At 70.3% G+C, this 25,377-nt stretch carries 17 protein-coding genes; 4 read left to right on the top strand and 13 right to left on the bottom strand.

The features are described from left to right. Window positions 1-10 precede the first annotated feature (10 nt). Together ACFY5B_RS06420 and ACFY5B_RS06415 are read right to left on the bottom strand one after the other, a co-directional pair. The gene (locus ACFY5B_RS06420; RefSeq protein ID WP_389965329.1) at window positions 11-670 is read right to left on the bottom strand and encodes a histidine phosphatase family protein; all 660 of its coding nucleotides are present in this window, start codon (window positions 668-670) and stop codon (window positions 11-13) included. A 146-nt stretch (window positions 671-816) separates the two neighbouring features. Then, window positions 817-1,422 carry a YdbC family protein gene (locus tag ACFY5B_RS06415; RefSeq protein WP_389965326.1) on the bottom strand — a complete coding sequence of 202 codons (606 nt, stop codon included), beginning with the start codon at window positions 1,420-1,422 and terminating at the stop codon, window positions 817-819. A 154-nt stretch (window positions 1,423-1,576) separates the two neighbouring features. Here ACFY5B_RS06415 and ACFY5B_RS06410 point away from each other — a divergent pair, with 154 nt between their 5' ends. After that, entirely contained in the window at window positions 1,577-2,110 is a 534-nt protein-coding gene (locus ACFY5B_RS06410; RefSeq protein WP_361881083.1) for a TerD family protein, read from the top strand. 83 nt (window positions 2,111-2,193) lie between these two features. Here ACFY5B_RS06410 and ACFY5B_RS06405 read toward each other — a convergent pair whose 3' ends face one another. Both ACFY5B_RS06405 and nrdR read right to left on the bottom strand, forming a co-directional pair. Further along, the gene (locus ACFY5B_RS06405; protein ID WP_389965323.1) at window positions 2,194-5,085 is read right to left on the bottom strand and encodes a vitamin B12-dependent ribonucleotide reductase; all 2,892 of its coding nucleotides are present in this window, start codon (window positions 5,083-5,085) and stop codon (window positions 2,194-2,196) included. Between the two features lie 162 nt (window positions 5,086-5,247). Then, window positions 5,248-5,808: a transcriptional regulator NrdR gene (gene nrdR / locus ACFY5B_RS06400; protein WP_389965321.1), complete on the bottom strand. Its 561-nt coding sequence runs from the start codon at window positions 5,806-5,808 to the stop codon at window positions 5,248-5,250. 619 nt (window positions 5,809-6,427) lie between these two features. On the opposite strand from nrdR, the gene lexA reads away from it, so the two are divergent. Further along, a complete protein-coding gene (gene lexA / locus ACFY5B_RS06395) occupies window positions 6,428-7,207 on the top strand; it encodes a transcriptional repressor LexA (RefSeq protein ID WP_053671024.1) in 780 nt (259 codons plus the stop codon). A 160-nt stretch (window positions 7,208-7,367) separates the two neighbouring features. Here the strand turns inward: lexA and ACFY5B_RS06390 are convergent, their stop codons facing one another. The 4 genes from ACFY5B_RS06390 to ACFY5B_RS06375 form a co-directional block, all read right to left on the bottom strand. Beyond that, entirely contained in the window at window positions 7,368-9,344 is a 1,977-nt protein-coding gene (locus ACFY5B_RS06390) for an ATP-dependent DNA helicase (RefSeq protein WP_389965317.1), read from the bottom strand. 219 nt (window positions 9,345-9,563) lie between these two features. Next, window positions 9,564-10,184 carry a GNAT family N-acetyltransferase gene (locus ACFY5B_RS06385; RefSeq protein WP_389966438.1) on the bottom strand — a complete coding sequence of 207 codons (621 nt, stop codon included), beginning with the start codon at window positions 10,182-10,184 and terminating at the stop codon, window positions 9,564-9,566. A 98-nt stretch (window positions 10,185-10,282) separates the two neighbouring features. Continuing rightward, the gene (locus tag ACFY5B_RS06380; protein WP_389965315.1) at window positions 10,283-12,274 is read right to left on the bottom strand and encodes an IucA/IucC family protein; all 1,992 of its coding nucleotides are present in this window, start codon (window positions 12,272-12,274) and stop codon (window positions 10,283-10,285) included. 328 nt (window positions 12,275-12,602) lie between these two features. After that, entirely contained in the window at window positions 12,603-14,030 is a 1,428-nt protein-coding gene (locus ACFY5B_RS06375; protein ID WP_389965312.1) for an aminotransferase class III-fold pyridoxal phosphate-dependent enzyme, read from the bottom strand. 369 nt (window positions 14,031-14,399) lie between these two features. Between ACFY5B_RS06375 and ACFY5B_RS06370 the strand changes: the two genes are divergently transcribed. Together ACFY5B_RS06370 and ACFY5B_RS06365 are read left to right on the top strand one after the other, a co-directional pair. Beyond that, a complete protein-coding gene (locus ACFY5B_RS06370; protein WP_389965309.1) occupies window positions 14,400-15,623 on the top strand; it encodes a trypsin-like serine peptidase in 1,224 nt (407 codons plus the stop codon). Between the two features lie 422 nt (window positions 15,624-16,045). After that, the gene (locus ACFY5B_RS06365) at window positions 16,046-17,245 is read left to right on the top strand and encodes a trypsin-like serine peptidase (protein WP_389965306.1); all 1,200 of its coding nucleotides are present in this window, start codon (window positions 16,046-16,048) and stop codon (window positions 17,243-17,245) included. Between the two features lie 72 nt (window positions 17,246-17,317). Here ACFY5B_RS06365 and ACFY5B_RS06360 read toward each other — a convergent pair whose 3' ends face one another. The 5 genes from ACFY5B_RS06360 to dapF form a co-directional block, all read right to left on the bottom strand. Then, a complete protein-coding gene (locus tag ACFY5B_RS06360) occupies window positions 17,318-18,451 on the bottom strand; it encodes an IS30 family transposase (RefSeq protein WP_389966435.1) in 1,134 nt (377 codons plus the stop codon). A gap of 176 nt (window positions 18,452-18,627) precedes the next feature. Beyond that, window positions 18,628-20,121, bottom strand: coding sequence for a GTPase HflX (hflX, locus tag ACFY5B_RS06355; RefSeq protein WP_389965303.1), 1,494 nt, complete (start codon window positions 20,119-20,121; stop codon window positions 18,628-18,630). 195 nt (window positions 20,122-20,316) lie between these two features. Further along, the gene (locus ACFY5B_RS06350; RefSeq protein WP_389965301.1) at window positions 20,317-21,828 is read right to left on the bottom strand and encodes a M1 family metallopeptidase; all 1,512 of its coding nucleotides are present in this window, start codon (window positions 21,826-21,828) and stop codon (window positions 20,317-20,319) included. A 131-nt stretch (window positions 21,829-21,959) separates the two neighbouring features. Beyond that, window positions 21,960-24,134: a RelA/SpoT family protein gene (locus ACFY5B_RS06345; protein WP_389965298.1), complete on the bottom strand. Its 2,175-nt coding sequence runs from the start codon at window positions 24,132-24,134 to the stop codon at window positions 21,960-21,962. 297 nt (window positions 24,135-24,431) lie between these two features. Beyond that, on the bottom strand, window positions 24,432-25,304 hold the full coding sequence (gene dapF, locus ACFY5B_RS06340) for a diaminopimelate epimerase (protein WP_389965295.1): 873 nt from the start codon (window positions 25,302-25,304) through the stop codon (window positions 24,432-24,434). Window positions 25,305-25,377: the final 73 nt, after the last annotated feature.

Here is a 25,377-nt window from a genome sequence, read left to right as displayed (position 1 = left end):
CCCTGCCACTCTATCCGGTGGTCTCGTACGGCTCGGGGTCTCGCCAGCGATCGAAGGGCCGGTCGAGCGTGTACTTGCCGTCGTCCCCCAGAACGAGCATTCGCACCTCGCCGTTCCCCGGGTTCGACAGCGACTCGAACTCCGCGACGGTCCAGTGGAACCACCGCATGCAGAACAGCCGCATGGCCAGGCCGTGCGTGACGATGAGGACGTTCGGCGGGTGGTCCGGGTCCTCGAAGCTGCGGAAGAGGCTCTCCAGGAAGCCCCCGACCCGGTCGTAGACATCGGCGCCGGACTCGCCCTGGGCGAAACGGTAGAAGAAGTGGCCGTACGCGTCCCGGTAAGCCTTCTGAAGGCGGACCTCGTCCCGGTCCTGCCAGTTGCCCCAGTCCTGCTCGCGCAACCTGGGTTCCTCGCGCACCCGTATGAGACCGGGGTCCAGGTGGAACGCCCGCAACGTCTCGTGCGTACGGCGGTACGGGGAGACGTAGACGCTGACGCGCTCGTCGCCGAAGAGCTCGCGCAGCTGCCCGCCCGTCGCCTCCGCCTGCCGTCGGCCGCGCCCGGTCAGTGCCAGGGCGTGGTCGGGTTCACGCTCGTAGACGGAGTCATCAACATTGCCCGTTGACTCGCCGTGCCGGACAAGGACGATGCGCCGTGGTCGTGCCATGCCAAGACCCTAGATCGGGTGAGGGTCCGTGGAGCACTCACACCGCACCCATACAGCGTAGGTCACACGATTCCTGCACCACAGATCACTCCGGTCGCACGTGTGTCCGACCAGAACGACGCCGCCCGGTCACGCACCGCCCGAAATCAGACCGTCCAGCTCGACTCCATGTCCACGACGTCCCCGGTGAGCGCCGCCACGTCCGCCTCCGTCTGGGCCCTCAGGGCGAGCCGCTCCACGCGTTCCGTGCGGTACTTGCCGTGCTCGGCGGCCGAGCGCCACATCGACAGCACCATGAACTCGTTCCCGGGTGCCTCGCCGAACAGCCCTCGCACCATGCCGGGCGAGCCGGCCATCGCCGGGTTCCAGACCTTCTCCTGCATGAGCACGAAGTGCTCGGCCCGCGCCTCGTGGATCCGGCAGAGCGCCACCCGGAGCAGGTCGGCGTCCGTGAACCGCGGTTCGAAGCCGGTCTTCACGTCGAAGCGGTAGTCGAAGAGTCTGACCTGGGCGTCCTTGAACGTGCCCGCCTGGGACGATGCGAGCCGGTCGTGGGACCGTGCCATGAAGGAGTCGTAGAAGGCGCGGCTCTCCCAGAACGCGAAGATGTGCGCGACGTCCGGCCGCCTCCGGCTCCAGCCACCCCCCTGCCCGCGAAACCCCGGCTCCCCCAGAAGCCCCGCCCACTTCCGCTGCCCCCGCTCGAAACCGCGGCGGTCCACCACGGTGCAGCGAATCCACTTGACCAGCACCGCGCCATGGTAAGGCCACGGAGCGTGGCGTCGGTCACTCTCGGCTGGACCGCTCCTCCTCGCACGTACCCGCGCGCGTGGCAGGATGGACAAACAGTCATGCGCGCCCGGCAGTTGGGCCGGCGGACGGGTCGGTACGGGGAAGGGGACTCTGGTGGACGGGCTCAACAAGGGGCTTCGCAAGGTCGAGATCGCGGTGCGGTGGGATCCCAGCCCGGCGGGGCAGCCCTCCACCGACCTTGACCTGGTCGCCGCGACCTACCTGGCGGACGCTCCACACGGCGATCCCGCATACGTCGTGCATTTCGACAGCCGCTCCCCGGACGGCACCATCACTCTCAACCGGGACAGCAAGGACGGCCAGGGCTTCGGCTACGACGAAGTCATGACACTGGAACTGGACCGGCTCGACGTCCGGTACGCGCGCGTGGTCGTCGGTGTCGTCATCCAGCAGCGCCCGGCGGAACGCACTTTCGTCAGTGTGCGCAACCCCGGACTGCGTATCCGCGAGGGGTACACCGTCCTCGCGGAGGATGACTTCGGCGGTGTCCTGGGTGCGACCGCGGCGACCGTCGCGGAGTTCGCCCGGGACGGCTCGGGACCGTGGGACTTCCGCGCCGGCCTCCGCGGATTCGAGGGCGACCCCGTGGATTTCACCGGGACGATGGGCTCGGCACACCGTCCCTGACGTCGCCGTCGACGAGGCACCTACGACGGGAGGGGCACCGCCCACAGGCGGTGCCCCTCCGTCATCGGCTCAGGTGCTCGGCGTCAGCTGCAGCCGCTGGTCGAGCCGCAGCCCTCGCAGATGTAGCAGGAACCGGCACGCTGCATCTTCGTACCGCAGGAGAAGCACAGCGGGGCGTCGGCCTGGATGCCCAGCTGCATCTCCACCAGTTCGGCGCTGGTGTGGGCCTGCTGCGGGGCGGGCTTGACCGCTTCCTCGGCCTTCGGAGCGGAAACGGCCTTCAGCTCCTGGGCGCGCGGTGCCGACTGGGCCAGGCCCTCGACGTCGACCTCGTCCTCGCTCGGCTCGTACGAACCGGTCTCGAGGTGACGCTGACGCTCCTCGGCGGAGTGGATGCCGAGCGCGGAGCGCGTCTCGAAGGGCAGGAAGTCCAGCGCCAGGCGGCGGAAGATGTAGTCGACGATCGACTGCGCCATCCGCACGTCCGGGTCGTCCGTCATACCGGCCGGCTCGAAGCGCATGTTGGTGAACTTCGAGACGTACGTCTCCAGCGGCACGCCGTACTGGAGGCCGACGGAGACCGCGATGGAGAAGGCGTCCATCATGCCCGCGAGGGTCGAGCCCTGCTTGGACATCTTGAGGAAGACCTCACCGAGACCGTCGTCCGGGTAGGAGTTGGCGGTCATGTAGCCCTCGGCACCGCCGACGGTGAAGGACGTGGTGATGCCGGGACGTCCCTTCGGCAGGCGCTTGCGGACCGGGCGGTACTCGACGACCTTCTCGACCGCGGTGCGGATCGTGTCCTCGGCCTTCTCGGTGATCTCCGCCTTCTCCTTCTCCTTGGTCTTGGCGGAGAGCGGCTGGCCGACCTTGCAGTTGTCGCGGTAGATCGCGAGCGCCTTGACGCCGAGCTTCCAGGCCTCGAAGTAGATCTCCTCGACCTCCTCGACGGTCGCCGACTCCGGCATGTTGACCGTCTTGGAGATGGCGCCGGAGATCCACGGCTGGATCGCGGCCATCATGCGGACGTGACCCATCGGCGAGATGGCGCGCTCGCCCATGGCGCAGTCGAACACCTCGTAGTGCTCGGGCTTGAGACCGGGGGCGTCGATCACGTTGCCGTGGTCGGCGATGTGGGCGACGATCGCCTCGATCTGCTCTTCGAGGTAGCCCAGGCGGCGCAGGGCCTGCGGGACGGTGCCGTTGACGATCTGCATCGAGCCGCCGCCGACCAGCTTCTTGAACTTGACCAGGGCGAGGTCGGGCTCGACACCGGTGGTGTCGCAGGACATCGCCAGGCCGATGGTGCCGGTCGGGGCGAGCACGGACGCCTGCGAGTTACGGAAACCGTTCTTCTCGCCGAGGCGCAGGACGTCGCCCCAGGCCTCGCTGGCGGCGGCCCACACCGGGGTGTCCAGGTCGTCCATGCGGACGGCCTTGTCGTTGGCGTCCGAGTGCTGCTTCATGACGCGGTTGTGGGCGTCGGCGTTGCGGGCGTACCCGTCGTACGGGCCGACGACCGAGGCGAGTTCGGCGGAGCGCCGGTACGCCGTGCCCGTCATCAGGGAGGTGATGGCGCCGGCGAGGGCGCGGCCGCCGTCGGAGTCGTAGGCGTGACCGGTGGCCATCAGCAGGGCGCCGAGGTTGGCGTAACCGATGCCGAGCTGGCGGAACGCGCGCGTGTTCTCGCCGATCTTCTGCGTCGGGAAGTCCGCGAAGCAGATCGAGATGTCCATCGCGGTGATGACCAGCTCGACGACCTTCTGGAAGCGCTCGGCCTCGAAGGACTGGTTGCCCTTGCCGTCGTCCTTGAGGAACTTCATCAGGTTCAGCGAGGCCAGGTTGCAGGACGTGTTGTCCAGGTGCATGTACTCGCTGCACGGGTTCGACGCGGTGATCCGGCCGGACTCGGGGCAGGTGTGCCAGGTGTTGATGGTGTCGTCGTACTGGATGCCGGGGTCGGCACAGGCCCAAGCCGCCTCGGCGATCTTGCGGAAGAGCGCCTTGGCGTCGACCTCCTCGATGACCTCCCCGGTCATCCGGCCGCGCAGCCCGAACTGGCCGCCCTGGTCGACCGCCTTCATGAACTCGTCGTTGACACGGACCGAGTTGTTGGCGTTCTGGTACTGGACGGACGTGATGTCGTCGCCGCCCAGGTCCATGTCGTAGCCCGCGTCACGCAGAACGCGGATCTTCTCTTCTTCCTTGACCTTGGTCTCGATGAAGTCCTCGATGTCCGGGTGGTCCACATCGAGGACGACCATCTTGGCGGCGCGGCGGGTGGCGCCACCGGACTTGATGGTTCCTGCGGAGGCGTCGGCGCCACGCATGAAGGAAACCGGGCCGGAGGCGTTGCCGCCCGAGGACAGCAGCTCCTTGGAGGAGCGGATCCGGGAGAGGTTCAGGCCGGCGCCGGAGCCCCCCTTGAAGATCATGCCCTCTTCCTTGTACCAGTCGAGGATCGACTCCATGGAGTCGTCGACGGACAGGATGAAGCAGGCGGAGACCTGCTGGGGCTGCTTGGTGCCGACGTTGAACCAGACAGGGCTGTTGAAGCTGAAGACCTGGTGCAGGAGGGCGTAGGCCAGCTCGTGCTCGAAGATCTCGGCGTCGGCGGGCGAGGCGAAGTACTTGTGGTCCTCCCCGGCCTTCCGGTACGTCTTCACGATGCGGTCGATCAGCTGCTTCAGGCTGGTCTCGCGCTGCGGGGTGCCCACGGCACCGCGGAAGTACTTGCTGGTGACGATGTTGACCGCGTTCACCGACCAGAAGTCGGGGAACTCCACGCCGCGCTGCTCGAAGTTGACCGAGCCGTCGCGCCAGTTGGTCATGACGACGTCACGGCTCTCCCAGGCCACCTCGTCATAGGGGTGGACCCCAGGGGTGGTGTGGATGCGCTCGACACGCAGGCCCTTGCTCGCCTTGGCGCTCTTGGCGCGGGAACTCCGTGCCGGACCGCTCGCCGTCTCTGTCATGCCGCCTCCCTGTACGGGCGAAAACGCCCTGAAGTGCCCCGTTGTTCCCGGTGCACGATGTTCTGTCTGGTGTCGCGGGCTCCCACTCACACGCCCGCAACAGGTCTTCTCACGCCGCCGCCCGGCCGGGCCCGGAGCTGCCTTCCGGGTCCGGCCCGCCGGTCAGTCGGCGGCGCCTGCGGGCTCGGGGACCTGCTTGGTCCCTCCGGGCCCGCGTTCGTCTTCCCGGCTCCCCGCAGCCGCGGCCTCGCGGTCCGGGTCGTCCGTCTCGGAGGGTCCCGTCTGTGCCCTCAGTTCCGTGATGGCCGCCTCGAAGTCGTCGAGCGAGTCGAACGCCCGGTAGACGGAGGCGAACCGCAGGTAGGCGACGAGATCGAGTTCCTGCAACGGGCCGAGTATGGCCAGCCCCACGTCGTGGGTGGTCAGCTCGGCGCTTCCGGTGGCTCGCACCGCCTCCTCGACCCGCTGGCCGAGCTGGGCGAGCGCGTCCTCGGTGACAGGCCGCCCCTGACACGCCTTGCGCACACCATTGATGATCTTCGTACGGCTGAAGGGCTCGGTGACTCCGGACCGCTTCACCACCATGAGCGAGCACGTCTCCACGGTCGTGAAACGACGGGAGCAGTCAGGGCACTGGCGGCGCCTGCGGATCGATGTGCCGTCGTCGGTCGTACGACTGTCCACGACACGGCTGTCGGGGTGCCTGCAGAAGGGGCAGTGCATGAACTCCCAACCCTCCTCACAGCAGACTCAATAGCCTCGCGGGGCATCTTGCGCCCCACGAAGCAGCCCCAAGCATAGGCGATGACCATGAGCCTCGAGACCCGGGGGACCACAACTTCTGGGCTGCTGATGCAATCCAACCACTAGATGTGGGGATTGGCTCATACATCCACGGTCATCTAGCGTGTCGCGCGCATAGGCGCTGGTGAGGTGCGACGCCCCCTGCCGCACGGGCCCGTTCACCTCGCACGCGCCCCCGCCGACGGCACCGTCCGGGGCGCGGCCGCATCCGTTCCTGCACGGCCGTATCGCCGCGGCACATGCGGAGATACCGTGGGCGCCGCGAGGAGGGGACGTGGGACTCCCGCACAGATGAGGGCTGGTCCCCGGGTGAGGGAATGCCGGATGGCAGACTGGGGCGCAGTCCACGAGGCGATCACCCCGGCGGTGAAGAGTACAGCAATGGGCCCTTTTGCCCGCCAGGTGGCGCGGTCGCCAATACACCCGGACACACAATCGCGTCCGGCGATTCGCGTTTTTTCACTCGAACGTGTGTTTGGCGCAACCTTTCGAAAGCAACTACCGTTGTCCAGCAGGGAGACCATCGAGAGGGGCCGACGTGACCACCACCGCAGACAGTGCCGCCATCGCTGCCCAGGACCGCTCCCAGGGCCGACTGGAGCCGGTGCATGCGATGAACGAAGCCACGAACCCTGAGGGGCACAAGCGCTCCCTGCCGGGCCGACCTCCCGGCATCCGGGCGGACAGCTCGGGCCTCACCGACCGCCAGCGCAGGGTGATCGAGGTCATCAGGGACTCCGTCCAGCGTCGGGGCTACCCGCCGTCGATGCGGGAGATCGGTCAGGCCGTCGGCCTTTCCAGCACCTCCTCCGTCGCACACCAGCTGATGGCGCTGGAGCGCAAGGGCTTCCTGCGCCGCGACCCGCACCGCCCGCGGGCCTACGAGGTGCGCGGCTCCGACCAGGCCGCCTCGGTGCAGCCCACGGACACCGCGGGCAAGCCCGCCGCGTCCTACGTGCCGCTGGTCGGCCGGATCGCCGCCGGTGGCCCGATCCTCGCCGAGGAGTCCGTCGAGGACGTCTTCCCTCTCCCCCGCCAGCTTGTCGGCGATGGTGAGCTGTTCGTCCTCAAGGTCGTCGGGGACTCGATGATCGAGGCCGCGATCTGCGACGGCGACTGGGTCACGGTGCGCCGTCAGCCGGTCGCCGAGAACGGCGACATCGTGGCCGCGATGCTCGACGGCGAAGCCACCGTCAAGCGCTTCAAGCGCGAGGACGGCCATGTCTGGCTCCTGCCGCACAACGCGTCCTACGAGCCGATCCCCGGCGACGATGCGACCATCCTCGGCAAGGTGGTGGCTGTGCTGCGCCGCGTCTGACAGCGCGCACCGCGTCGGGCGGGCCCAGCGGGCCCACCCCCTTGACCGGGCCCCGGGACCTCTGCGCCGGTTCCGGGGCCCTGCGCTGTCCGGGGCGGTTGCCGAACCCCAGGGCCCGGCGCTCGTGCACGCGGGGGTCGGCCGACGGCCGACCCCCGACTCACTTTTCTTCCGCCTGCTGGGCCGCAGCGTCGATCGCCGCGAGCGACTTCCGCACCTGGTTCCGGTCCGTCGTGAACCAGAAGTCGGGCAGCGAGGCCTTGAGGTAGCTCCCGTACCGGGCCGTCGCCAGACGCTGGTCGAGGACGGCGACCACGCCCCGATCCCCCGATGCCCGTACGAGCCGGCCGGCGCCTTGGGCCATGAGGAGCGCGGCGTGGGTGGCGGCGACCGCCATGAAGCCGTTGCCTCCGGCGTCCTCCACGGCCTTCTGGCGGGCACTCATCAGAGGATCGTCCGGGCGCGGGAACGGAATCTTGTCCATGACGACCAGCTGGCAACTGGACCCCGGGACGTCCACGCCCTGCCAGAGCGACAGCGTGCCGAAGAGGCAGGTCTTCGGGTCGGCCGCGAAGTTCTTGATGAGCTCGCCGAGTGTCTCCTCGCCCTGGAGCAGGATCGGGAACTCGGGGATCCTGGAGCGCAGCTCCTCGGCGGCCAGCTGGGCGCCTCTCATGGAGGAGAACAGACCGAGGGTGCGGCCGCCTGCCGCCTGGATCAGCTCCGTCAGTTCGTCGAGCATGTCCGCTCGGTCACCGTCCCGCGCGGGACGCGCCAGGTGTTTGGCGACGTACAGGATGCCTTGCTTGCGGTAGTCGAAGGGCGAGCCGACGTCGATGCCCTTCCACTTCGGGACGTCATCGCCCTCGGTGCCCTCGGGGGCGAGGCCCAGGGATGCGCCGACACCGTTGAAGTCGCCGCCCAGCTTCAGCGTCGCGGACGTCAGGACCACGGAGCGGTCCGCGAAGAGCTTCTCGCGCAGCAGCCCGGAGACGGACATGGGGGCGACGCGCAGGGAGGCACCGAAACGGTCGTGTCGCTCGTACCAGACCACGTCCCACTCGGAGCCGTTCGTGATGCGCTCCGCCACGTCGTGCACGTTCTCCACGGAGGCCAGGGCCTGCTTGCGGACGGCGTCCTCGTCCTGGACGGACTTGTCGCGGGTCGTGCCGATCGCGGAGATGACCGTGCGGCACGCATCGCGCAGCGCCATGAGCGCGTACCCGAGGTCCTCGGGAATCTCCTCCAGACGGCCCGGCAGTGCCAGCTCCATCAGCCGCTCGAAACCCTCGGCGGCGGTCTGGAGCTGGTCGGCGGCCTTCTCGTTGACGAGTTTCGCGGCACGGCGCACCGCGCGGTTGACCTGGCCGGGGGTGAGCTCGCCGGTGGCGACTCCGGTGACCCGGGAGACCAGTTCGTGCGCTTCGTCGACGATCAGCACCTCGTGCTGCGGGAGGACCGGGGCGCCCTCGATGGCGTCGATCGCGAGCAGCGCGTGATTGGTGACGACGACCTCGGCGAGCTTCGCCCGCTCACGGGCCGTCTCGGCGAAGCACTCGGCGCCGTACGCGCACTTCGAGGCCCCCAGACACTCCCTGGACGACACCGACACCTGGGCCCAGGCCCGGTCCGAGATGCCGGGCGTGAGGTCGTCACGGTCGCCGGTCTCGGTCTCGTCGGCCCAGTCGCGCACTCTCAGCAGGTCCTGGCCCAGCTTGCTGGTGGGCGCGGCGGCCTCGAACTGGTCGAAGAGGCCCTCCTCCTCGTCCTGCGGGACACCCTCGTGCAGCCGGTGCAGACACAAATAGTTCGACCGGCCCTTGAGCATCGCGAATTCCGGGCGACGGCGCAGCAGGGGGTGCAGCGACTCGACCGTTCTCGGCAGGTCGCGCTCCACCAGCTGGCGTTGCAGGGCGAGGGTGGCGGTCGCGACGACCACACGCTCCCCGTGCGCGAGCGCGGGCACCAGGTAGCCCAGCGACTTGCCGGTGCCGGTGCCGGCCTGGACCAACAGGTGGGAGCCGTCGTCGATCGCTTCCTCGACGGCTTCGGCCATGGCCACCTGACCGGGGCGCTCCGTACCACCGACGGCAGTGACGGCGGCATGCAGGAGTTCGGGGAGTGAGGGCTTCGTCATAGCGCGACCACCCTACGACCCTGCACTGACAAACGGGCGATCAAGGCGGGTGTGGGGGACGGGATCAAGACCGCGGGCTCCTCGGGTGGTGGGCGGTGATCGGGGTCGGCCGGCTGGGACGGCGAGGTCGCGGCACGGGCGCTCGAGAAATTTGCGCGGCGGGCGGGAACTGCCACGGCCAGGGCCGCGTTCAATGAGTGACGGAGTGGTGACACAGCGCTACAAGAGGTGCCGTAGAGGCCGGTCTCGGACCATGAGAGCGGCTCGCTTGGCGGTCAGGTCGACTTCGGCGGAGAACCGGAAGCCGGCGGTCAGGAAAGCGGCGATGGAGGGGGTGTTGCGAATGTCGGGTTCCGCGATGACACGTGCGCAGGAGGGTCGCTGGGTGAGAACGAGATCGGCCACGGCCCGGAGCAGCAGACCGCCCAGGCCGCGCCCCCGGTCGGCCACTCCGCCGAGCAGGAGGTGGATCCCCGTGTCATGAGGCTGGGCGGGGTAATGCCGGGCCAGCGGGTCCAGATCCGCCCGGTAGATCTCCCAGTAGCTCATGGGTGCTCCGTCCAGCAGACCGAGACACGGCACGCTGCGCCCATCACCTGCCAGCTGGGGGCGTAGGTGGTCCCGCGTCACCTCCTGCGGTCCGGCCAGCTCCCAGAACTCCGCGGTGGCGGGGTCGTTCATCCAGCGGCTGACGAGCGCCAGGTCGCGTTCGATGCACGCCGGGACGAGATGGAACCGGCCTGCGGGCGTGTCTGCCGGGCCCCATGCGGCAACGCGGTCGAGGAGGTCGTCACGGCGCGGGACGGCATCGAGACCGGCGGGCGCGACGGTCTCGGCGATCAGGTCGGCGGGAGGCACCGGACGCTCCTCTCAGGAAGGGGGCATGTCCTCAGGGGTGGAGGGGGTGGGTCAGCGGTCGTCAGGGTCGATCGGAGCGGTCAGCAGTGCAGGGGGTTGGCGATGGTGACGTAGACGGACTGGGTGTCGACCGGGCCGACGAGTTCGTCGAGGCCGTGCAGCCGGGTCAGCAGGTTGGCCTTGCAGCGCAGGACGGGTGAATCGAGCAGCAGGGCGGGCAGTGTGGTGCGCAGCCGGGCCGGGCCGGAGGCGAGGTGCTCGAGGAAGCGCCGGAAGGCGGCAAGCAGCAGCCGCTCGTCGGCGATCCCTTGGGAGCCGAATGCGCCGATCAGGCCGAGCACGTTGTTGATCACCAGGTAGTACACGAGCCGCTCATCGGTCACCTGGTCGCAGACGAACGTGTCGCTGCGCTCTCCGATACCGGGCAACCGGTCGTCCAGGTCCTGGCGCCGGGATTCGCGGAAGTAGTAGCCCTGGTTGTCGCGGTAGCGGCCGCCCGTGGGCCAGCCGTCGGCGTCCAGCAGGAGCAGGGTGTTCTGCTGGTGCGCTTCCAGTGCGATGCCGGCCTCGCCGTCCAGCCAGAGGACGGGACGGACGACGTGGGCCAGGTAGCGCAGGAACCACTCGGCTGCGACGGCTCTGCGGGGCCGGCCGGTGCGGCGGGCGAGACGCGTGACCACCATGGCCAGGCGGGACCGCAGGGCCGGACCGTGCTGGCCGGGACGCCCCGGAGCCCCCTCCGGCACGGTCGGGGTGCACGGGCGCGGCGAGAGGAGGCCGGCGACGCAGGAGACGTCGTCGGAGGGGCTGAACGGATTGTGGCGGATCACCACGTCCAGTCCGGGCACCGGATCGCCGTCGGAGGTGTCGACGGCGAGCCAGGCCGGGTCCCGGACGATGTCGAAGCCCGGGTACACGGCGTGCCACTGCTGCCCGAGGCCGCTGCGGAGCAGGCGGTGGATTTCGACGCCGCGGTGCAGTTCCTTGCGGAGGTTCTCACGGCGGGAGTTGGTGATGCGCAGACCCAGCGAGAGCTTGAGCATCGCGGGTGCGTGGCTTCGGTAGACGGTTCGTACGGAGGAGGTGGGGTGCCAGTCCGGGCCGTGGGCGCCGAGGTCACGGAGCAGTCCGGCGTCCAGCAGGGCAGCGGTCTGCGGACGGCGCCGGGTCTCGTGTGCCTGCCAGGGGTGCAGCGGCAGGAGGGCGTATCCCTCCGGCAGCCGCGCTCCGGTTCCGGCGAGCCGAGCGGTGAGGAGGGGTGCGGCCACCGCGCGGCCGCGTTCGGTCCAGGAGGAGTCCGTGGCGAGGACGGAGGGAGCGACAGCCATCCAGTGCAAGGGGAAGGAGCCCCGCAACTCGGGTGAGTACAGCGGCGCTTCGGCCTCCGTGAGTCCTTCGCGGCTCTTCGGTGTGGGGTGCAGCGGGTGTCCGAGGACGAGTGCCTGTTCCGCGGACAGGAAGAGGTCGGGGCCGTCGGCCGGGCGTTCCCGGCGGCCGGTGATGAAGTCGGTGGCACGCCGGAGGGAGTCGGCCACACCTGCGACGAGCCCGACGCCGTCGACGGAACCGAAGGGGGCGGAGCTCGGGGTGCGCGTGGGGACGGAGGGGGCGTGGGCGCCGCTGATGCCGGAGAAGCATGTGGACGTCTCCCTGGTGAGCAGGGCGGCGATCGTGACGGCGTCAGCGGGCGGGGCGGTCTCGGGAGTGTCGGCGAGACGAGGAGGGCCGAAGCGGTGCCAGCCCGTCGGGGACCAATAGCGCACCGGTGCGAGGAGGCTCGTACCACTGGCGGGAAGGGGGATGTGCAGGACGCCGTCGGCCGGGGCGGGCGCGTCGGTCTCGCGCGCCCAGCAGCGGAGCAGGTTCTCCACGGCGGCGGCCTGGGCGACGGTGTGTGGGTCGGGATGCTCCAGTGGATCACCGTCATGGCTTGCGTTCGGCTCCTGGGCGGGCTTCGCCGCCGGCCGCTGGTGAGGGACCCGCGGGCTCGGCGACGTCGCCGACGGCCAGGCGTCGGCGGAGCCTTGTCCCGAAGTGGGGGCGTGGTCGTCGGGGCGGGAGGGGGAGTTCACGGCAAGTACCTCATGGGGTGGTTCCGGGATCAGGCGGATGGGGGCTGCGGGACGAGGAGCCTCACTCGGCCCGGCAGACGTGGAGCAAGGTCGAGCGACGTGCGGGCGTGCTGGATCATGGCCTGCGGGGTGCCGGGCTTGTCGCCCACAGGACTCACGGCGCACGGCGTGCGAGGGCCTGGCGGTACTCATGGCGCGCGGCGTCCAGGGCTCATGGCCCGCGGGAGTCCTGGCTCATGGCGCGTGCCCGCCCGGCGACCGGTGGGGCACTCCTGGCGTGCAGGCATGCCGCGCGGACCCCCACGCCCGCCGTGACGCTTCACCGTGTTCACGGTGCGGCTGCCGTGCCGCCACCACGGCACCGAGCCGCCGCCCGGACCGCGTCGGCCAAGCGGTCCAGTACGGCGGCCGCTTGTTCATCGGTGATGGTCAGGGGCGGCAACAGCTGGACGACGCTTGCGCGCAGGCCGCCGAGGCCGACGATGAGGCCGCGTCGGAGGCACTCCCGCTGGACCGCGGCAGCCAGTTCGGGAGCGGCGGGGAGGGGGCGGTCCCCGTTGCCCGGCCTCACCGACGCCTCCATGCCGCGCTCCGCGGCCCCTGTGGCACCGCCAGAGCCGGACCCCCCTTCCCCCTCCGGGTCCACCAGCTCAACGCCGATCATGAGCCCTCTCCCCCGCACATCACCGACGCAGGTGAAATCGGAGACGAGCTGCTGGAGTTGGTTCAGCATGCGCGCCCCGAGAGTCGCCGCGCGCTCGGCGAGGGCGTTCTCGCGGACGTGGGCGAGGGTCGCCGTGCCGGCGGCCATGGCGAGTTGGTTGCCGGGGAAGGATTCCGCGGGGGTGGCGGGTTCTCCTGCATCGAGGCCGTCGCGGTAGACCACGACGGCCAGCGGCAGGCTGCCGCCGATGGCGTCGGAGAGGACCATCACATCGGGAGTCACGCCGCTGTGCTCAACCGCCCAGAAGGCACCGGTCCGGCCCACGCCGGTCCGGATCTCGTCGGCGATCAGTGGGACGGACCGGTCAGCGGTGAGCTGTCGCATGCGCCGCAGCCAGATGTCGGGAACGGGAACCACCCCGCCCTCACCGTCCACGGGCTCGACGATCACTCCTGCGGGCAGTGGCACCCCGGATGCGGGGTCGTCGAGAGACTCGGTCCAGCGGGCGCAGATGTCGGCCCCGCGCTCGTCCCCGACACCGAATGGCCAACGGTAGTCCTGCGGGTGAGGCAGTCGGTCGATCCGCGCGTCGTGGGCCTCGGCGGAGGTGGCGTGGAGGGCTCTGGCGGTACTTCCGCCACCGGCGCCGGTGAACGCCAAGAGACCGCTCCGGCCGGTCGCCGCGCGGACGAGCGCGTAGGCGGTCTCGACGGCTTCGCTGCCGGCCGGCCCGCAGAACCGCACGTGCGCCCGATCCGCGAGGCCCGGTGGCAGAGTGCGGAACAGTTCGGTGAGGAAGGCGTCCTTGACGGGCGTCGCCAGGTCGAAGGCGTTCAGAGGTGCGCCGGAGTCGAGCACCCTGCGGAGGGACTCCAGGACGACCGGGTGGTTGTGGCCGAGCGCCAGGGTGCCGGCGCCGGAGAGGCAGTCCAGGTAGCGGCGCCCGTCCGCGCCCTCGATGGTGAGTCCCCGGGCCCGCACCGGAACGATCGGCAGGGCACGGGCGTAGGTCCGGGCGGCGGATTCGCGTGCGGCTTGGCGGCGCAGGATTCCCTCGTGCGCGGAGCGAGGGGCAAGGGCGGTGTCTTCCAACGCTCCTCCGAGGAGAGACGCCGCGTGCGTCCGCCCCTCAGCGGCCTCCTCCGACGCACAACACCCACGGGTGGATTCCGCCACGACTTCCCTGACCTCCCACTGCGCACGGGCACAGAGGACCGCGCACGACAGCAGGCCCCCCACCGCTACCAACCCCGGACCACTCACCGGGTTACGGGTTGCCTCAAGATCCTTTCCGTGACGGAACTGTTGCGGATCCGTCGGGTCGCCCCCACAGCCACCGCATAGTGTGTGATGCCGTTCCAGGACACCGCGAGGTCGCCCCGAACCTCCCGCGAGGCAGCGGGAATCGGGACCGAAGCGCCGGTTCGTCCGTGTTCGTTCCGTACCAGGGGGAGTCAGATCATGCGATCCACACGGCCGTCGTCCCATACCGTCCGAGGCGGGAGGGCGCGCCGCAGGAACTCCCCCGTCCTGGCAGCCGTGGCCCTCGCCTCGGCGCTCGCCCTGACCGCCACCGCCTGCGAGTCGGGCGATGCGACGGCGGACGGTCAGGCCTCCGCGTCCGCCACCGCCTCCGACGACGGCAAGCTCAAGATCCCGGCGGACATCAGGGACCGGCTCCGCGAGCACGGGATCGACATCGACAAGTGGAAGAACGGCGCCTGGAAGAACTGGGACCGGGACGACTGGCTGCGCGAGGCGAACGAGTACGTCAATCCCATCATCGAGGGGCTCTGGAACCCGGACCGTATGCGGGAGGCCGAGGAGCCCGACCAGGGCATCGACGAGAGCGAGATCGCCGAGGACCAAGGTGTGACCGACGCGACGCCCGGTCCGGTCGAGGCGCAGGCCGTGCCGCCGTCGTACCACGCCAACGCCCCCACGGCCGGCAAGGTGTTCTTCGACTCCCCCGAGGGATCGGCCGTCTGCTCGGCGACCGTGGTGAAGGACCCGGCGCACCCGGGCAAGTCCAACCTGGTGTGGACGGCCGGTCACTGCGTGCACGCGGGCAAGAAGGGCGGCTGGTACCGCAACATCGCGTTCGTGCCGTCGTACAACGACGACGGCAAGCCGGTGGCGGAGCTGGAGAACGCCACCCGCGAGGATGTCGCTCCTTACGGTGTCTGGTGGGGTGACTGGGCGCAGACCTCGGACCAATGGATCGAGCAGGGCGGTTCGACGGGCGGTGACGGCGCGCCGTACGACTTCGCGGTCATCCATGTCACGCCGGAGAAGGGCAGCGGCGGCAAGTCGCTGGAGGAAATGGTCGGTTCGGCGCTTCCGGTCGAGTTCAAGGCGCCAGCGGTGCCGCGGGTGAAGCGCGTCACGGCGATCGGCTACCCGGCCGCGAAGCCCTACGACGGGCAGAAGCTGTACCAGTGCGAGTCCCGGCCCGGACGGCTGTCGATCACCGCGTCGGATCCGACGATGTACCGCATCGGCTGCACCATGACCGGGGGTTCGTCCGGCGGCGGCTGGGTCGCGACCGGTTGGGACGGCAAGCCGGCGCTGGTGTCCAACACGTCGATAGGCCCGGTGACGTCGGGCTGGCTGGCCGGACCGCGCCTGGGTGACGTGGCCAAGGGCGTGTACGACTCGGTCAGCAAGAAATTCGCCGGTCGGTGACGGGCGCACTGAACCTCGCCGCCGGTCGGTGACGGCCCACTGAACCCCGCCACCGGTCGGTGACAGCCCACTGAACCCCGCCACCGGTCGGTGACAGCCCACTGAACCTCGCCGCCGATCGGTGGCCACGGCACGCCGATCCTTCCGCTCGACAGCGGCGGCGTGCCCGCAATCCGAGCGCTCCGGACTGCGGCGAGCGCCCGGAGCGCGCCCGGCGCACCTGAGCCCCCGGACACACGACCTCACCCCCCCGGGGGTTCTCGGAAACCTTCACCGGCTCACCCCGGTACACCCTCAACTCCCCGGGCATAGTGGGGTGTCGCGCGGAGGCACCGGTTGCCGCGCCCATGCCGTGCGCACGCGGCACCTGACCTGAGCAGGACCAGCACCACTCAGTACGCACCAACGGGGGTCATCGCACCATGCGTTCCACATCTACGCCCGCGCCGAGGCGCGGACGGCGCACCGTCCTCGCCGCCGCCGGGCTCGTCGTGGCCCTGGCGTTCACCGCGACCGCCTGTGGCGGTTCCGGGGGTTCGGCGAGTGACAAGCCCGACGCCACCGGCTCCCAGTCCTCCGAGAACGGCGGCGGAGCCAAGATCCCGGCCGATCTCGCGGGCAAGCTCAAGGAGCACGGGATCGACGTCGACCGCTGGAAGAACGGCGGCTGGAAGGACTGGGACAAGGACAAGTGGCTCAGTGACGCCAAGGACTTCGTCAACCCGGTGATCAAGGGCCTCTGGAAGCCGGAGCGGATGCAGTCCGCCGACGAGGCCGACAAGAGGGTCACGACGAAGGACGCGTCGGCCGGCCAGGGCGTCAGCGATCCGGATCCGGCGCCGGTCCGGGCGCAGGCCGAGAAGACGCCGTACCACCGCAACGCGGCGCCGGTCGGCAAGGTCTTCTTCGACTCCCCCGACGGCCCGGCCGTCTGCTCCGGCACGGTCGTCAAGGATGTCAACCACCCGGGCAAGTCCAACCTGGTGTGGACGGCGGGCCACTGCGTGCACGCCGGCGGCAACGGCGGCTGGTACCGCAACATCGTGTTCGTCCCGGCCTATAACGACCTCGGCAAGTCCGAGGCGGAGCTGAGCAACGCGAACCCGAGGGAGATCGCCCCGTACGGCAACTGGTGGGCGAACTGGGCCTCGACCTCCAACCAGTGGATCCAGGGCGGTTCGGAGACGGGCGGCGACGGAGCCGCGTACGACTACGCCGTCCTGCACGTGAAGCCGGAGCAGGGCGCCAAGTCCCTGGAGGAGACGGTCGGCGCCGCGCTGGATGTGGACTTCTCCGCCCCGTCCGCGGCCGAGGCCGCCAAGATGGGCGCCTGGGGCTACCCGGCCGCGCCGCCCTACAACGGCGAGAAGATGTTCAAGTGCGTCGACGTCCCCGGCCGGTTCTCGCTCAGCCCGTCCCTGCCGACGATGTACCGCATCGGCTGCGACATGACCGGCGGTTCGTCCGGCGGCGGCTGGTTCCGGGTCCTGAACGGCAAGTCGGTGCTGGTCTCGAACACCTCGATCGGCCCGGCCGACAACACCTGGCTGGCGGGTCCGCAGCTGGGCCGCGACGCCGAAGCGCTCTACCAGAGCATGAGCAAGACGTACGGCGGTCAGTGATCCGTGCATGCTGAAGGCCCGCTCCCCTGCGAGGCGCTTTCTAGGGGTCGTCGCAACACGTGGTCGTGTTGATCAGGCCGCGAGCAGTTTATGCAGGCGCTCGGCTGGGGTTTCCCAGCCGAGCGTTTTGCGTGGGCGGCCGTTGAGTTCGGCGGCGACGGCGTCCAGGTCCTCGCGGGTGTGAACCGTCAGGTCGGTGCCCTTGGGGAAGTACTGCCCCAGCAGGCCGTTGGTGTTCTCGTTCGAGCCGCGCTGCCATGGGCTGGCCGGGTCGCAGAAGTAGACCGGGATGTCCGTGGCGATCGTGAACTCACGGTGGCGGCCCATTTCGCTGCCCTGGTCCCAGGTCAGGGACCGCTTCAGGTGGCCTGGCAGGTGCTGGACGGTCTCCACCAGGGCGTCGCGGACCAGCTCGGTTCCCCGGCCGTTGGGCAGGTGCAGGAGCATCACATAGCGGGTGGCGCGTTCGACGAGCGTGCCGATCGCGGAGGCTCCGTCCTTGCCGATGATCAGGTCGCCCTCCCAATGGCCTGGAACCGTGCGGTCGGCGGCCTCTGCGGGCCGTTCGCTGATCATGACCATCGGGTCGCGGAAGCGGGGCTGGCGCTGCTGGGCCTGGCGGCGGGGCTTGCGCCGGACGCGGCCGGTGCGCAGTGCCTTGGCGAGGTCGCGGCGCAGTTCACCCCGGCTCTGGACGTAAAGGGCCTGGTAGACGGTCTCGTGGACCACGTGCATCTCCGGCCGGTCGGGAAACTGGGCGCGCAGGGCCTGGCAGATCTGCTCAGGGCTCCACCGTAGGTCTAGGCGGTCCTGGATGAAGGCGCGCAGTCCGGGGACCTGCTTGATCTTCCCGGCCTTCGGGCGCGGTCGACGGGCATCGGCGCGGGCCTGGGCGGCGAAGGGCCGGTACTGGCCGTTGGCGGGATGCCGGTTGCGACGGATCTCCCGGCTGACGGTCGACGGGCTCCTGTTCAGCTCACTGGCTATCGCACGGACCGTGGCCTTCTCCCGAAGCCGGTCGGCGATGTAGATCCGTTCGCCCTCGCGCAAATACCTGGACGCGCCAGAAGGCGGCACCGCCGACCGAACCGGGGATGCCGCCTTCTGCTTGCGGTCGGCACGACAGCCGTTACGCCACCGGCGGCCCGTCTTGGCGTTGATACCGACGATCCGGCACGCCTGGTTGTTACTGAGGCCCTGCTGCATGAGCAGGAAGTACGTCTCCCGCTCACGCAGCAGCTTCTTCGGCCCCTGGGCCGTCCGGATCTCCCGGATCTCGAAGTCCATCGCATCCCCTGAACTGGGGTGTTGCAACGACCACTAGAACGGAAGCAGGGGGCGGGCCTTCTCGCGTTCGGACGAGACGCGCGCTCAGGTCTGACTCAGAGCGCCGGTGCCGGAGCGTACGGCGTGAGCTCCGCCGCCAGTTCCTCGTGCACCCGCACCTTGAGCAGGGTGCCCTCCGGGGTGTGCTCCTCGGAGATCACCTCGCCCTCGTCGTGCGCACGGGCGACCAGCTTGCCGTGCGTGTACGGCACGAGCGCCTCGATCTCGACCGAGGGCCGCGGCAGCTCGTTGTCGATGAGCGCGAGCAGCTCCTCGATGCCCTGGCCGGTGCGGGCCGAGACCGCGATGGACCGCTTCTCGACGCGCAGCAGCCGCTGGAGCGTCAGCGGGTCGGCCGCGTCCGCCTTGTTGATCACGACGATCTCGGGCACGTCGGTGGCGCCGACGTCCCGGACCACCTCGCGTACGGCGGCCAGCTGCTCCTCCGGGAACGGGTGCGAACCGTCGACCACGTGCAGGATCAGGTCGGACTCGCCGACCTCCTCCATCGTGGAGCGGAACGCCTCGACCAGGTGGTGGGGCAGATGGCGCACGAACCCGACCGTGTCGGCCAGCGTGTACAGCCGTCCGCTCGGGGTCTCGGCCCGGCGCACGGTCGGGTCGAGGGTCGCGAACAGGGCGTTCTCGACCAGCACGCCCGCGCCCGTGAGGCGGTTGAGCAGCGAGGACTTGCCGGCGTTGGTGTAGCCCGCGATGGCCACGGACGGCACCTTGTGACGCTTGCGCTCCTGGCGCTTGATCTCGCGGCCGGTCTTCATCTCCGCGATCTCCCGGCGCATCTTCGCCATCTTCTCGCGGATCCGGCGCCGGTCCGTCTCGATCTTGGTCTCACCGGGACCACGGGTGGCGAGGCCGCCGCCCTTGCCGCCGCCCATCTGCCGGGACAGCGACTGACCCCAGCCGCGCAGTCGCGGCAGCATGTACTGCATCTGCGCGAGAGCGACTTGCGCCTTGCCCTCTCGGGACTTGGCGTGCTGGGCGAAGATGTCCAGGATCAGGGCTGTCCGGTCGATGACCTTGACCTTGACGACGTCCTCGAGGTGGATCAGCTGGCCCGGGCTGAGCTCACCGTCGCAGATGACGGTGTCCGCGCCCGTCTCGACGACGATGTCGCGCAGTTCCTCGGCCTTGCCGGAGCCGATGTACGTGGCCGCGTCGGGCTTGTCGCGGCGCTGGGTGACTCCGTCGAGCACCAGCGCGCCGGCCGTCTCGGCGAGGGCGGCGAGCTCCGCGAGGGAGTTCTCCGCGTCCTGCACGGTTCCCGAGGTCCAGACGCCGACGAGGACGACCCGCTCCAGGCGGAGCTGGCGGTACTCGACCTCGGTGACGTCCTCGAGCTCGGTGGAGAGACCAACCACACGGCGCAGGGCCGCGCGGTCGGAGCGGTCGAACTGGTCGCCGTCCCGCTCTCCGTCGATCTCGTGGCTCCAGGCGACGTCCTCTTCCATCAGGGCATCGGCCCGAAGACCCTCGGGGTGGCTGTGCGCGAAGCGCTTGGAGTCCTGGGAAAAGGAAGAAGAGGAGGTCATTGGATCCTTACGTAGGTGGGAAACCGTTCATTGTCTGCAACGCACGGGCGGTCCGGGAGATTCCCGGCGCTCCGTGCCGCGCCGACCTGAAGATGGTCGCACGGCACGGGGCGTCTCGTCACCGTGTTATCGCGCGGGCGTCTTCGCCGGCCCGGCCCGCTTCGCGACGGCCTCCGGCCTCGCGATGTGCGCGCATCAGGGGGTCTGCGGTCTCGCGGGGTCCTGCGATTTCGCCTGGGCCACCGGCTTCCAGTCCGGGTGGCCCGGCATCGGCGGGGTCTTCTCGCCGTACAGCCAGCCCTGGAAGAAGCCGCCCAGGTCGCGGCCGGAGATCTCGGCGGCGAGCCGGACGAAGTCCTTCGTCGTGGCCGTGCCGTCCCGATGCCGCTCGACCCAGGCGCGTTCCAGGCGCTCGAAGGCCGGGCGGCCGATCTCCTGACGCAGGGCGTAGAGGATGAGCGCCGCCCCGTCGTAGACGTTGGGGCGGAAGATGTCGGTCTTACGGCCGGCGTCGGGCGCCTTGGGCGCGGCGGGTGGTCCACCGGCGGCGCGCCAGCGGTCGGAGGCGCCGTAGGCGGCCTTCATCCGGTCCCGCATCGGCTTGCCGGCCTGCTCCTCGGCGTACAGCGCCTCGTACCAGGTGGCGTGCCCTTCGCTGAGCCACAGATCGGACCAGGTGCGGGGGCTGACGCTGTTGCCGAACCACTGGTGGGCCAGCTCATGGACCATGATCGACTCGACGTACCAGGAGGGGTGGACCCGGTCGGTGAACAGTTCCCGCTCGAAGAGCGAGAGCGTCTGGGTCTCCAGTTCGAAGCCGATGGAGGCGTCGGCCATGAGCAGGCCGTACGTCTCGAAGGGGTAGCGGCCGACCTTGTTCTCCATCCAGGTGATCTGCCCAGGGGTCTTCTCCAGCCAGGGTTCGAGCGCCTTGCGGTGCTCGGTCGGGACGACGTCCCGTACGGGGAGCCCGTGGGGGCCGGTGCGGTGCAGCACCGTGGAGCGGCCGATGGAGACCTGGGCGAGCTCGGTGGCCATGGGGTGCTGGGTGCGGTAGGTCCACGTCGTCGTCCCGCGTGACTTCTCCGTTCCGGCGGGCAGGCCGTTGGCGACGGCCGTGTGCCCGTCGGGCGCCGTCACCCGGATGGTGAACATCGCCTTGTCGGAAGGGTGGTCGTTGCAAGGGAACACCAGGTGCGCGGCGTCGGCCTGGTTGGCCATGGCGAGACCGTCCGCGGTGCGCACCCAGCCGCCCTCGCGGCCCTTCGCGGGCACGGGATCACTGGTGTGCCGCACGGTGATCCGCATCCACTTGCCGTCCGACACCGAGTTCCCGGGCGTGATCACCAGGTCCTCGCCGGCGGTGTGGAACTCCGCCGGGTCGCCGTCGACCTCGACCGACTGGACCGTGCCGTGGGCGAAGTCCAGGTTGACGCGGTCCAGGTCGGCGGTCGTCCAGGCGTCGATGGTCGTGACGGCCCGCAGCGGCCGGCTGTTGCTGCCCGGGTAGGTGAAGGAGAGGTCGTACGACGCCACGTCGTAACCGGGGTTGCCGAGGTACGGGAAGAGCCGGTCGCCGACGCCGAGCGGGACGGCGGGGGCGCTCGCGGCGACGAGGCAGACGGAGACGGCCGACGCGAGCAGGGCGGCGGCGGTCCGGCGCCGCCGGGTGGGGGCGCCGGTCTGGCTGTGGGGGGTCAGGAGCATGCCCCATGGCTATCAGCGCACGGCTGGACGTCGCGGACGGCGCGCTTCCGCCCCACCCGAACCGGGGACCGCGGCCTGCGCCGGGTGCCGTCACGGCGGGTGGGGAAGGCCGTTCACCGGCGCGGGCCGCGTCAGTCGCCCTGCGGTTGCGGCTGCGCCCTGCTGACGTCGTACACCCCGGCCACGTCGCGCATCGCACGCATCAGGCCGGGCAGATGGCCGGCGTCGGGGAGCTGCACGGTGTAGGTGTGCCGCACCTGCTGCTGGGTGGGGGGCTCGACGGTCGCCGAGACGATCTCGGCCCCCTTGGAGGCCATGGCCTCGGTGAGGTCGGCCAGCAGATGCGGACGGACGAACGATTCGGCGACCAGCGTGACCCGGCACTCGGCGGTCTCCCCCCAGCGCACGCCGACCTCCGCGCGCCCCCCGTCCTTCATGCGCGCCACCGCAGCGCACTCCACACGGTGCACCGTGACCGCTCCCCCGCGTACGGCGAAGCCGGTGATCTCGTCGGGCGGTACGGGCGTACAGCAGCGGGCGAGCCGGACGGTCGCGCCGGGCAGGTCGGCGAGCACATTGCCGGTGGCGGAGCGGTCTGCGGGCTGTTCGGGCGCCGCGTCGGGCTCGGGCATGTCGGTGGGCCGGACGCCTGTCCGGTTCTCCGCGATCCGCGCCTCGCTCTGCTGGGACTCCGCCTGCGCGGGATGGGCGGTCAGCCACCGCTGGATGGCGATCCTGGCCGCGGGGGTGTGCGCGTGCTCCAGCCACTCCCGGGAGGGCTCCGACGCCGGGTCCTGGCCCATGAGCAGCTGAACGGTGTCGCCGTCCTTCAGCACGGTGCTCAACGTCGCCAGGCGGCCGTTCACCCGGGCCCCGATACAGGCGTGCGCGTCCTCCCCGTACTGCGCGTACGCGGCGTCCACGCAGGTCGCGCCCTCGGGCAGGCCGAGGGTGCCGCCGTCCGGCCGGAAGACGGTGATCTCGCGGTCCTGGGCGAGGTCCTCTCGCAGGGTCGACCAGAAATGGTCGGGGTCGGGCGCCGCCTCCTGCCAGTCGAGGAGCCGGGAGAGCCAGCCGGGGCGGGTGGGGTCGACGCGCTCACCGTCGGCCGGGTCGTCGGGGGCCGGTGCGTACGGGTTGCCGAGGGCGACGACGCCGGCCTCGGCGACCTTGTGCATCTGGTGCGTGCGGATGAGGACCTCGACGACCTGGCCGTCCTCGCGCGCCACGGCCGTGTGCAGCGACTGGTAGAGGTTGAACTTCGGCACGGCGATGAAGTCCTTGAACTCCGAGACCACCGGCTTCATACAGGTGTGCAGTTCGCCCAGGACGGCGTAGCAGTCGGCGTCCTCGTTCACCAGGACCAGGACGCGGCCGAAGTCGGAGCCGCGGAGCCGGCCGCGCTTGCGGGAGACGCGGTGCACCGAGACGAAGTGGCGCGGGCGGATGACGACTTCGGCGGGGATGTCCGCCTCGCGCAGCACCCCCCGCACCTCGTCGGCGATCTCGGCGAGCGGGTCGTCCGCGCGGGCCGCGTTGCGGACGATCAACTCCCGGGTGTGCGCGTACTCCTCGGGATGCAGGATCGCGAAGACCAGGTCTTCCAGTTCGGTCTTGAGCGCCTGGACACCGAGCCGTTCGGCGAGCGGGATGAGCACGTCACGTGTCACCTTGGCGATGCGCTCCTGCTTCTCGGGGCGCATGACGCCGAGGGTGCGCATGTTGTGCAGCCGGTCGGCGAGTTTGATCGACATGACGCGGACGTCGTTGCCGGTGGCGACGAGCATCTTGCGGAAGGTCTCGGGCTCGGCGGCGGCGCCGTAGTCGACCTTCTCCAGTTTGGTCACGCCGTCGACGAGGTAGCGGACCTCCTCGCCGAACTGGTCGCGGACCTGGTCGAGCGTCACGTCGGTGTCCTCGACGGTGTCGTGCAGCAGCGACGCGGTCAACGTCGTGGTCTCGGCGCCGAGTTCGGCGAGGATCAGGGTCACGGCGAGGGGGTGGGTGATGTACGGCTCGCCGCTCTTGCGCATCTGGCCGCGGTGCGAGGACTCGGCCAGGACGTAGGCGTGACGCAGGGGTTCGAGGTCCGCTTCGGGGTGGTGGGCACGGTGGGCCTCGACGACATGACTGATGGCGTCGGGCAGCCGACCCCTTGCGGCGGGGCCGAGCAGGGCCGCGCGGCCCAAGCGGCGCAGGTCGATCCGGGGGCGGGCCTTTCTGCGGGTGGCTGTCGGTGTCACCGCTCCTGACACCGCGCCCGGCATCTGGCCTGGGGTCACGGAATTCGTGGCCTCCGCACTCATGGGCACCTCCGGCTGCGTCAACCGGCGGACGGGGCGCCCCAGAGCGGACATGGCTCAGGGGGCGGCTTCGGTCCCCCGTCCGGGCCGGTGCTTGATGCTACCGAGCCCACCACGCCGGACTGACCGCCTCTCGCCGAGCGTGAAACTGATCACCCAATCGAGGGACGAATGTGAGGTTTGTACCCCTGCATCGAGCAGGCTCCGTGATGCGATTCTCGCCAAGTGGCCGAATAGCAACGGTGATTTCGGTTCGACCGGCTGAAGAGGCGCGGCTGTTTCAGGACGACAGGCCCCGGCTCATGCGGACGTCGCCGTTTCCAGCCAGTCCGCGTCGATCTCGCCCTCGGCCACGATCACGGCCGGGCCGGTCATCTCGATCTCGCCGTCCGGCCGCTCGGTGATCACCAGTGTGCCGCCGGGGACGTCCACGGTGTAGGTCGCGGGGACGCCGGTGACCTTCGGGTCGGCACCGTCACGCCGGGCGGCGGCCACGGCGACGGCGCACGCGCCCGTGCCGCACGAGCGGGTCTCGCCGGAGCCGCGCTCGTGTACCCGCAGCGCCACGTGCCCGGGGCCGTGGTCGATCACGAACTCGACGTTCACACCGTCCGGGTAGGCGGTCGCCGGGCTGAAGGGCGGCGGGGAGAGCAGGTCACCCGCGTGCGCCAGGTCGTCCACGAAGGCGACCGCGTGCGGGTTGCCCATGTTGACGTTGCGCGCGGGCCAGCTGCGCTCGCCGACGCTCACCGTGACGTCGCCCTCGGGGAGCACCGCGCGGCCCATGCCGACGGTCACGTCACCGTCCTTGGCGATGTGCACGGTCTTCACGCCCCCGCGCGTGGCGACCGCCAGGTCTCCCTCGGTCACGTGGCCGGCGCGCTGGAGGTAGCGCGCGAAGACCCGCACGCCGTTGCCGCACATCTCCGCGACCGAACCGTCGCCGTTGCGGTAGTCCATGAACCACTCCGCCTCGGCCGCCATGCCCGCCGCCTCCGGATGCGCGGCGGACCGCACCACGTGCAGCAGGCCGTCGCCGCCGATGCCCGCGCGCCGGTCGCACAGGGCCGCGACGGTGGCCGGCGGCAGGTCGATGGCGTTCTCGGGGTCCGGGACGATCACGAAGTCGTTCTCGGTGCCGTGGCCCTTGAGGAAGGCGATCCGCGTGCTCATGTCTCGATCGTAAGGGGTGCCCACGACAACGCCTCGGCGTGCCTGTGACGGCGTTCCCGCAGCCCGTACAGGG

Source organism: Streptomyces sp. NPDC013187 (genome assembly GCF_042899705.1).
GTDB classification, from domain to species: Bacteria; Actinomycetota; Actinomycetes; order Streptomycetales; family Streptomycetaceae; genus Streptomyces; species Streptomyces hawaiiensis_A.
The sequence above is the reverse complement of the archived record's forward strand: the minus strand, read 5'-3'. Positions and strand labels throughout refer to the sequence as shown.

Coding starts and splice junctions, on each gene's coding strand:
- ACFY5B_RS06420 (WP_389965329.1), bottom strand. CDS start 670: ATGGCACGACCACGGCGCATCGTCCTTGTCCGGCACGGCGAGTCAACG.
- ACFY5B_RS06405 (WP_389965323.1), bottom strand. CDS start 5,085: ATGACAGAGACGGCGAGCGGTCCGGCACGGAGTTCCCGCGCCAAGAGC.
- nrdR (WP_389965321.1), bottom strand. CDS start 5,808: ATGCACTGCCCCTTCTGCAGGCACCCCGACAGCCGTGTCGTGGACAGT.
- ACFY5B_RS06390 (WP_389965317.1), bottom strand. CDS start 9,344: ATGACGAAGCCCTCACTCCCCGAACTCCTGCATGCCGCCGTCACTGCC.
- ACFY5B_RS06370 (WP_389965309.1), top strand. CDS start 14,400: ATGCGATCCACACGGCCGTCGTCCCATACCGTCCGAGGCGGGAGGGCG.
- ACFY5B_RS06365 (WP_389965306.1), top strand. CDS start 16,046: ATGCGTTCCACATCTACGCCCGCGCCGAGGCGCGGACGGCGCACCGTC.
- ACFY5B_RS06360 (WP_389966435.1), bottom strand. CDS start 18,451: ATGCAGCAGGGCCTCAGTAACAACCAGGCGTGCCGGATCGTCGGTATC.
- hflX (WP_389965303.1), bottom strand. CDS start 20,121: ATGACCTCCTCTTCTTCCTTTTCCCAGGACTCCAAGCGCTTCGCGCAC.
- ACFY5B_RS06350 (WP_389965301.1), bottom strand. CDS start 21,828: ATGCTCCTGACCCCCCACAGCCAGACCGGCGCCCCCACCCGGCGGCGC.
- ACFY5B_RS06345 (WP_389965298.1), bottom strand. CDS start 24,134: ATGAGTGCGGAGGCCACGAATTCCGTGACCCCAGGCCAGATGCCGGGC.
- dapF (WP_389965295.1), bottom strand. CDS start 25,304: ATGAGCACGCGGATCGCCTTCCTCAAGGGCCACGGCACCGAGAACGAC.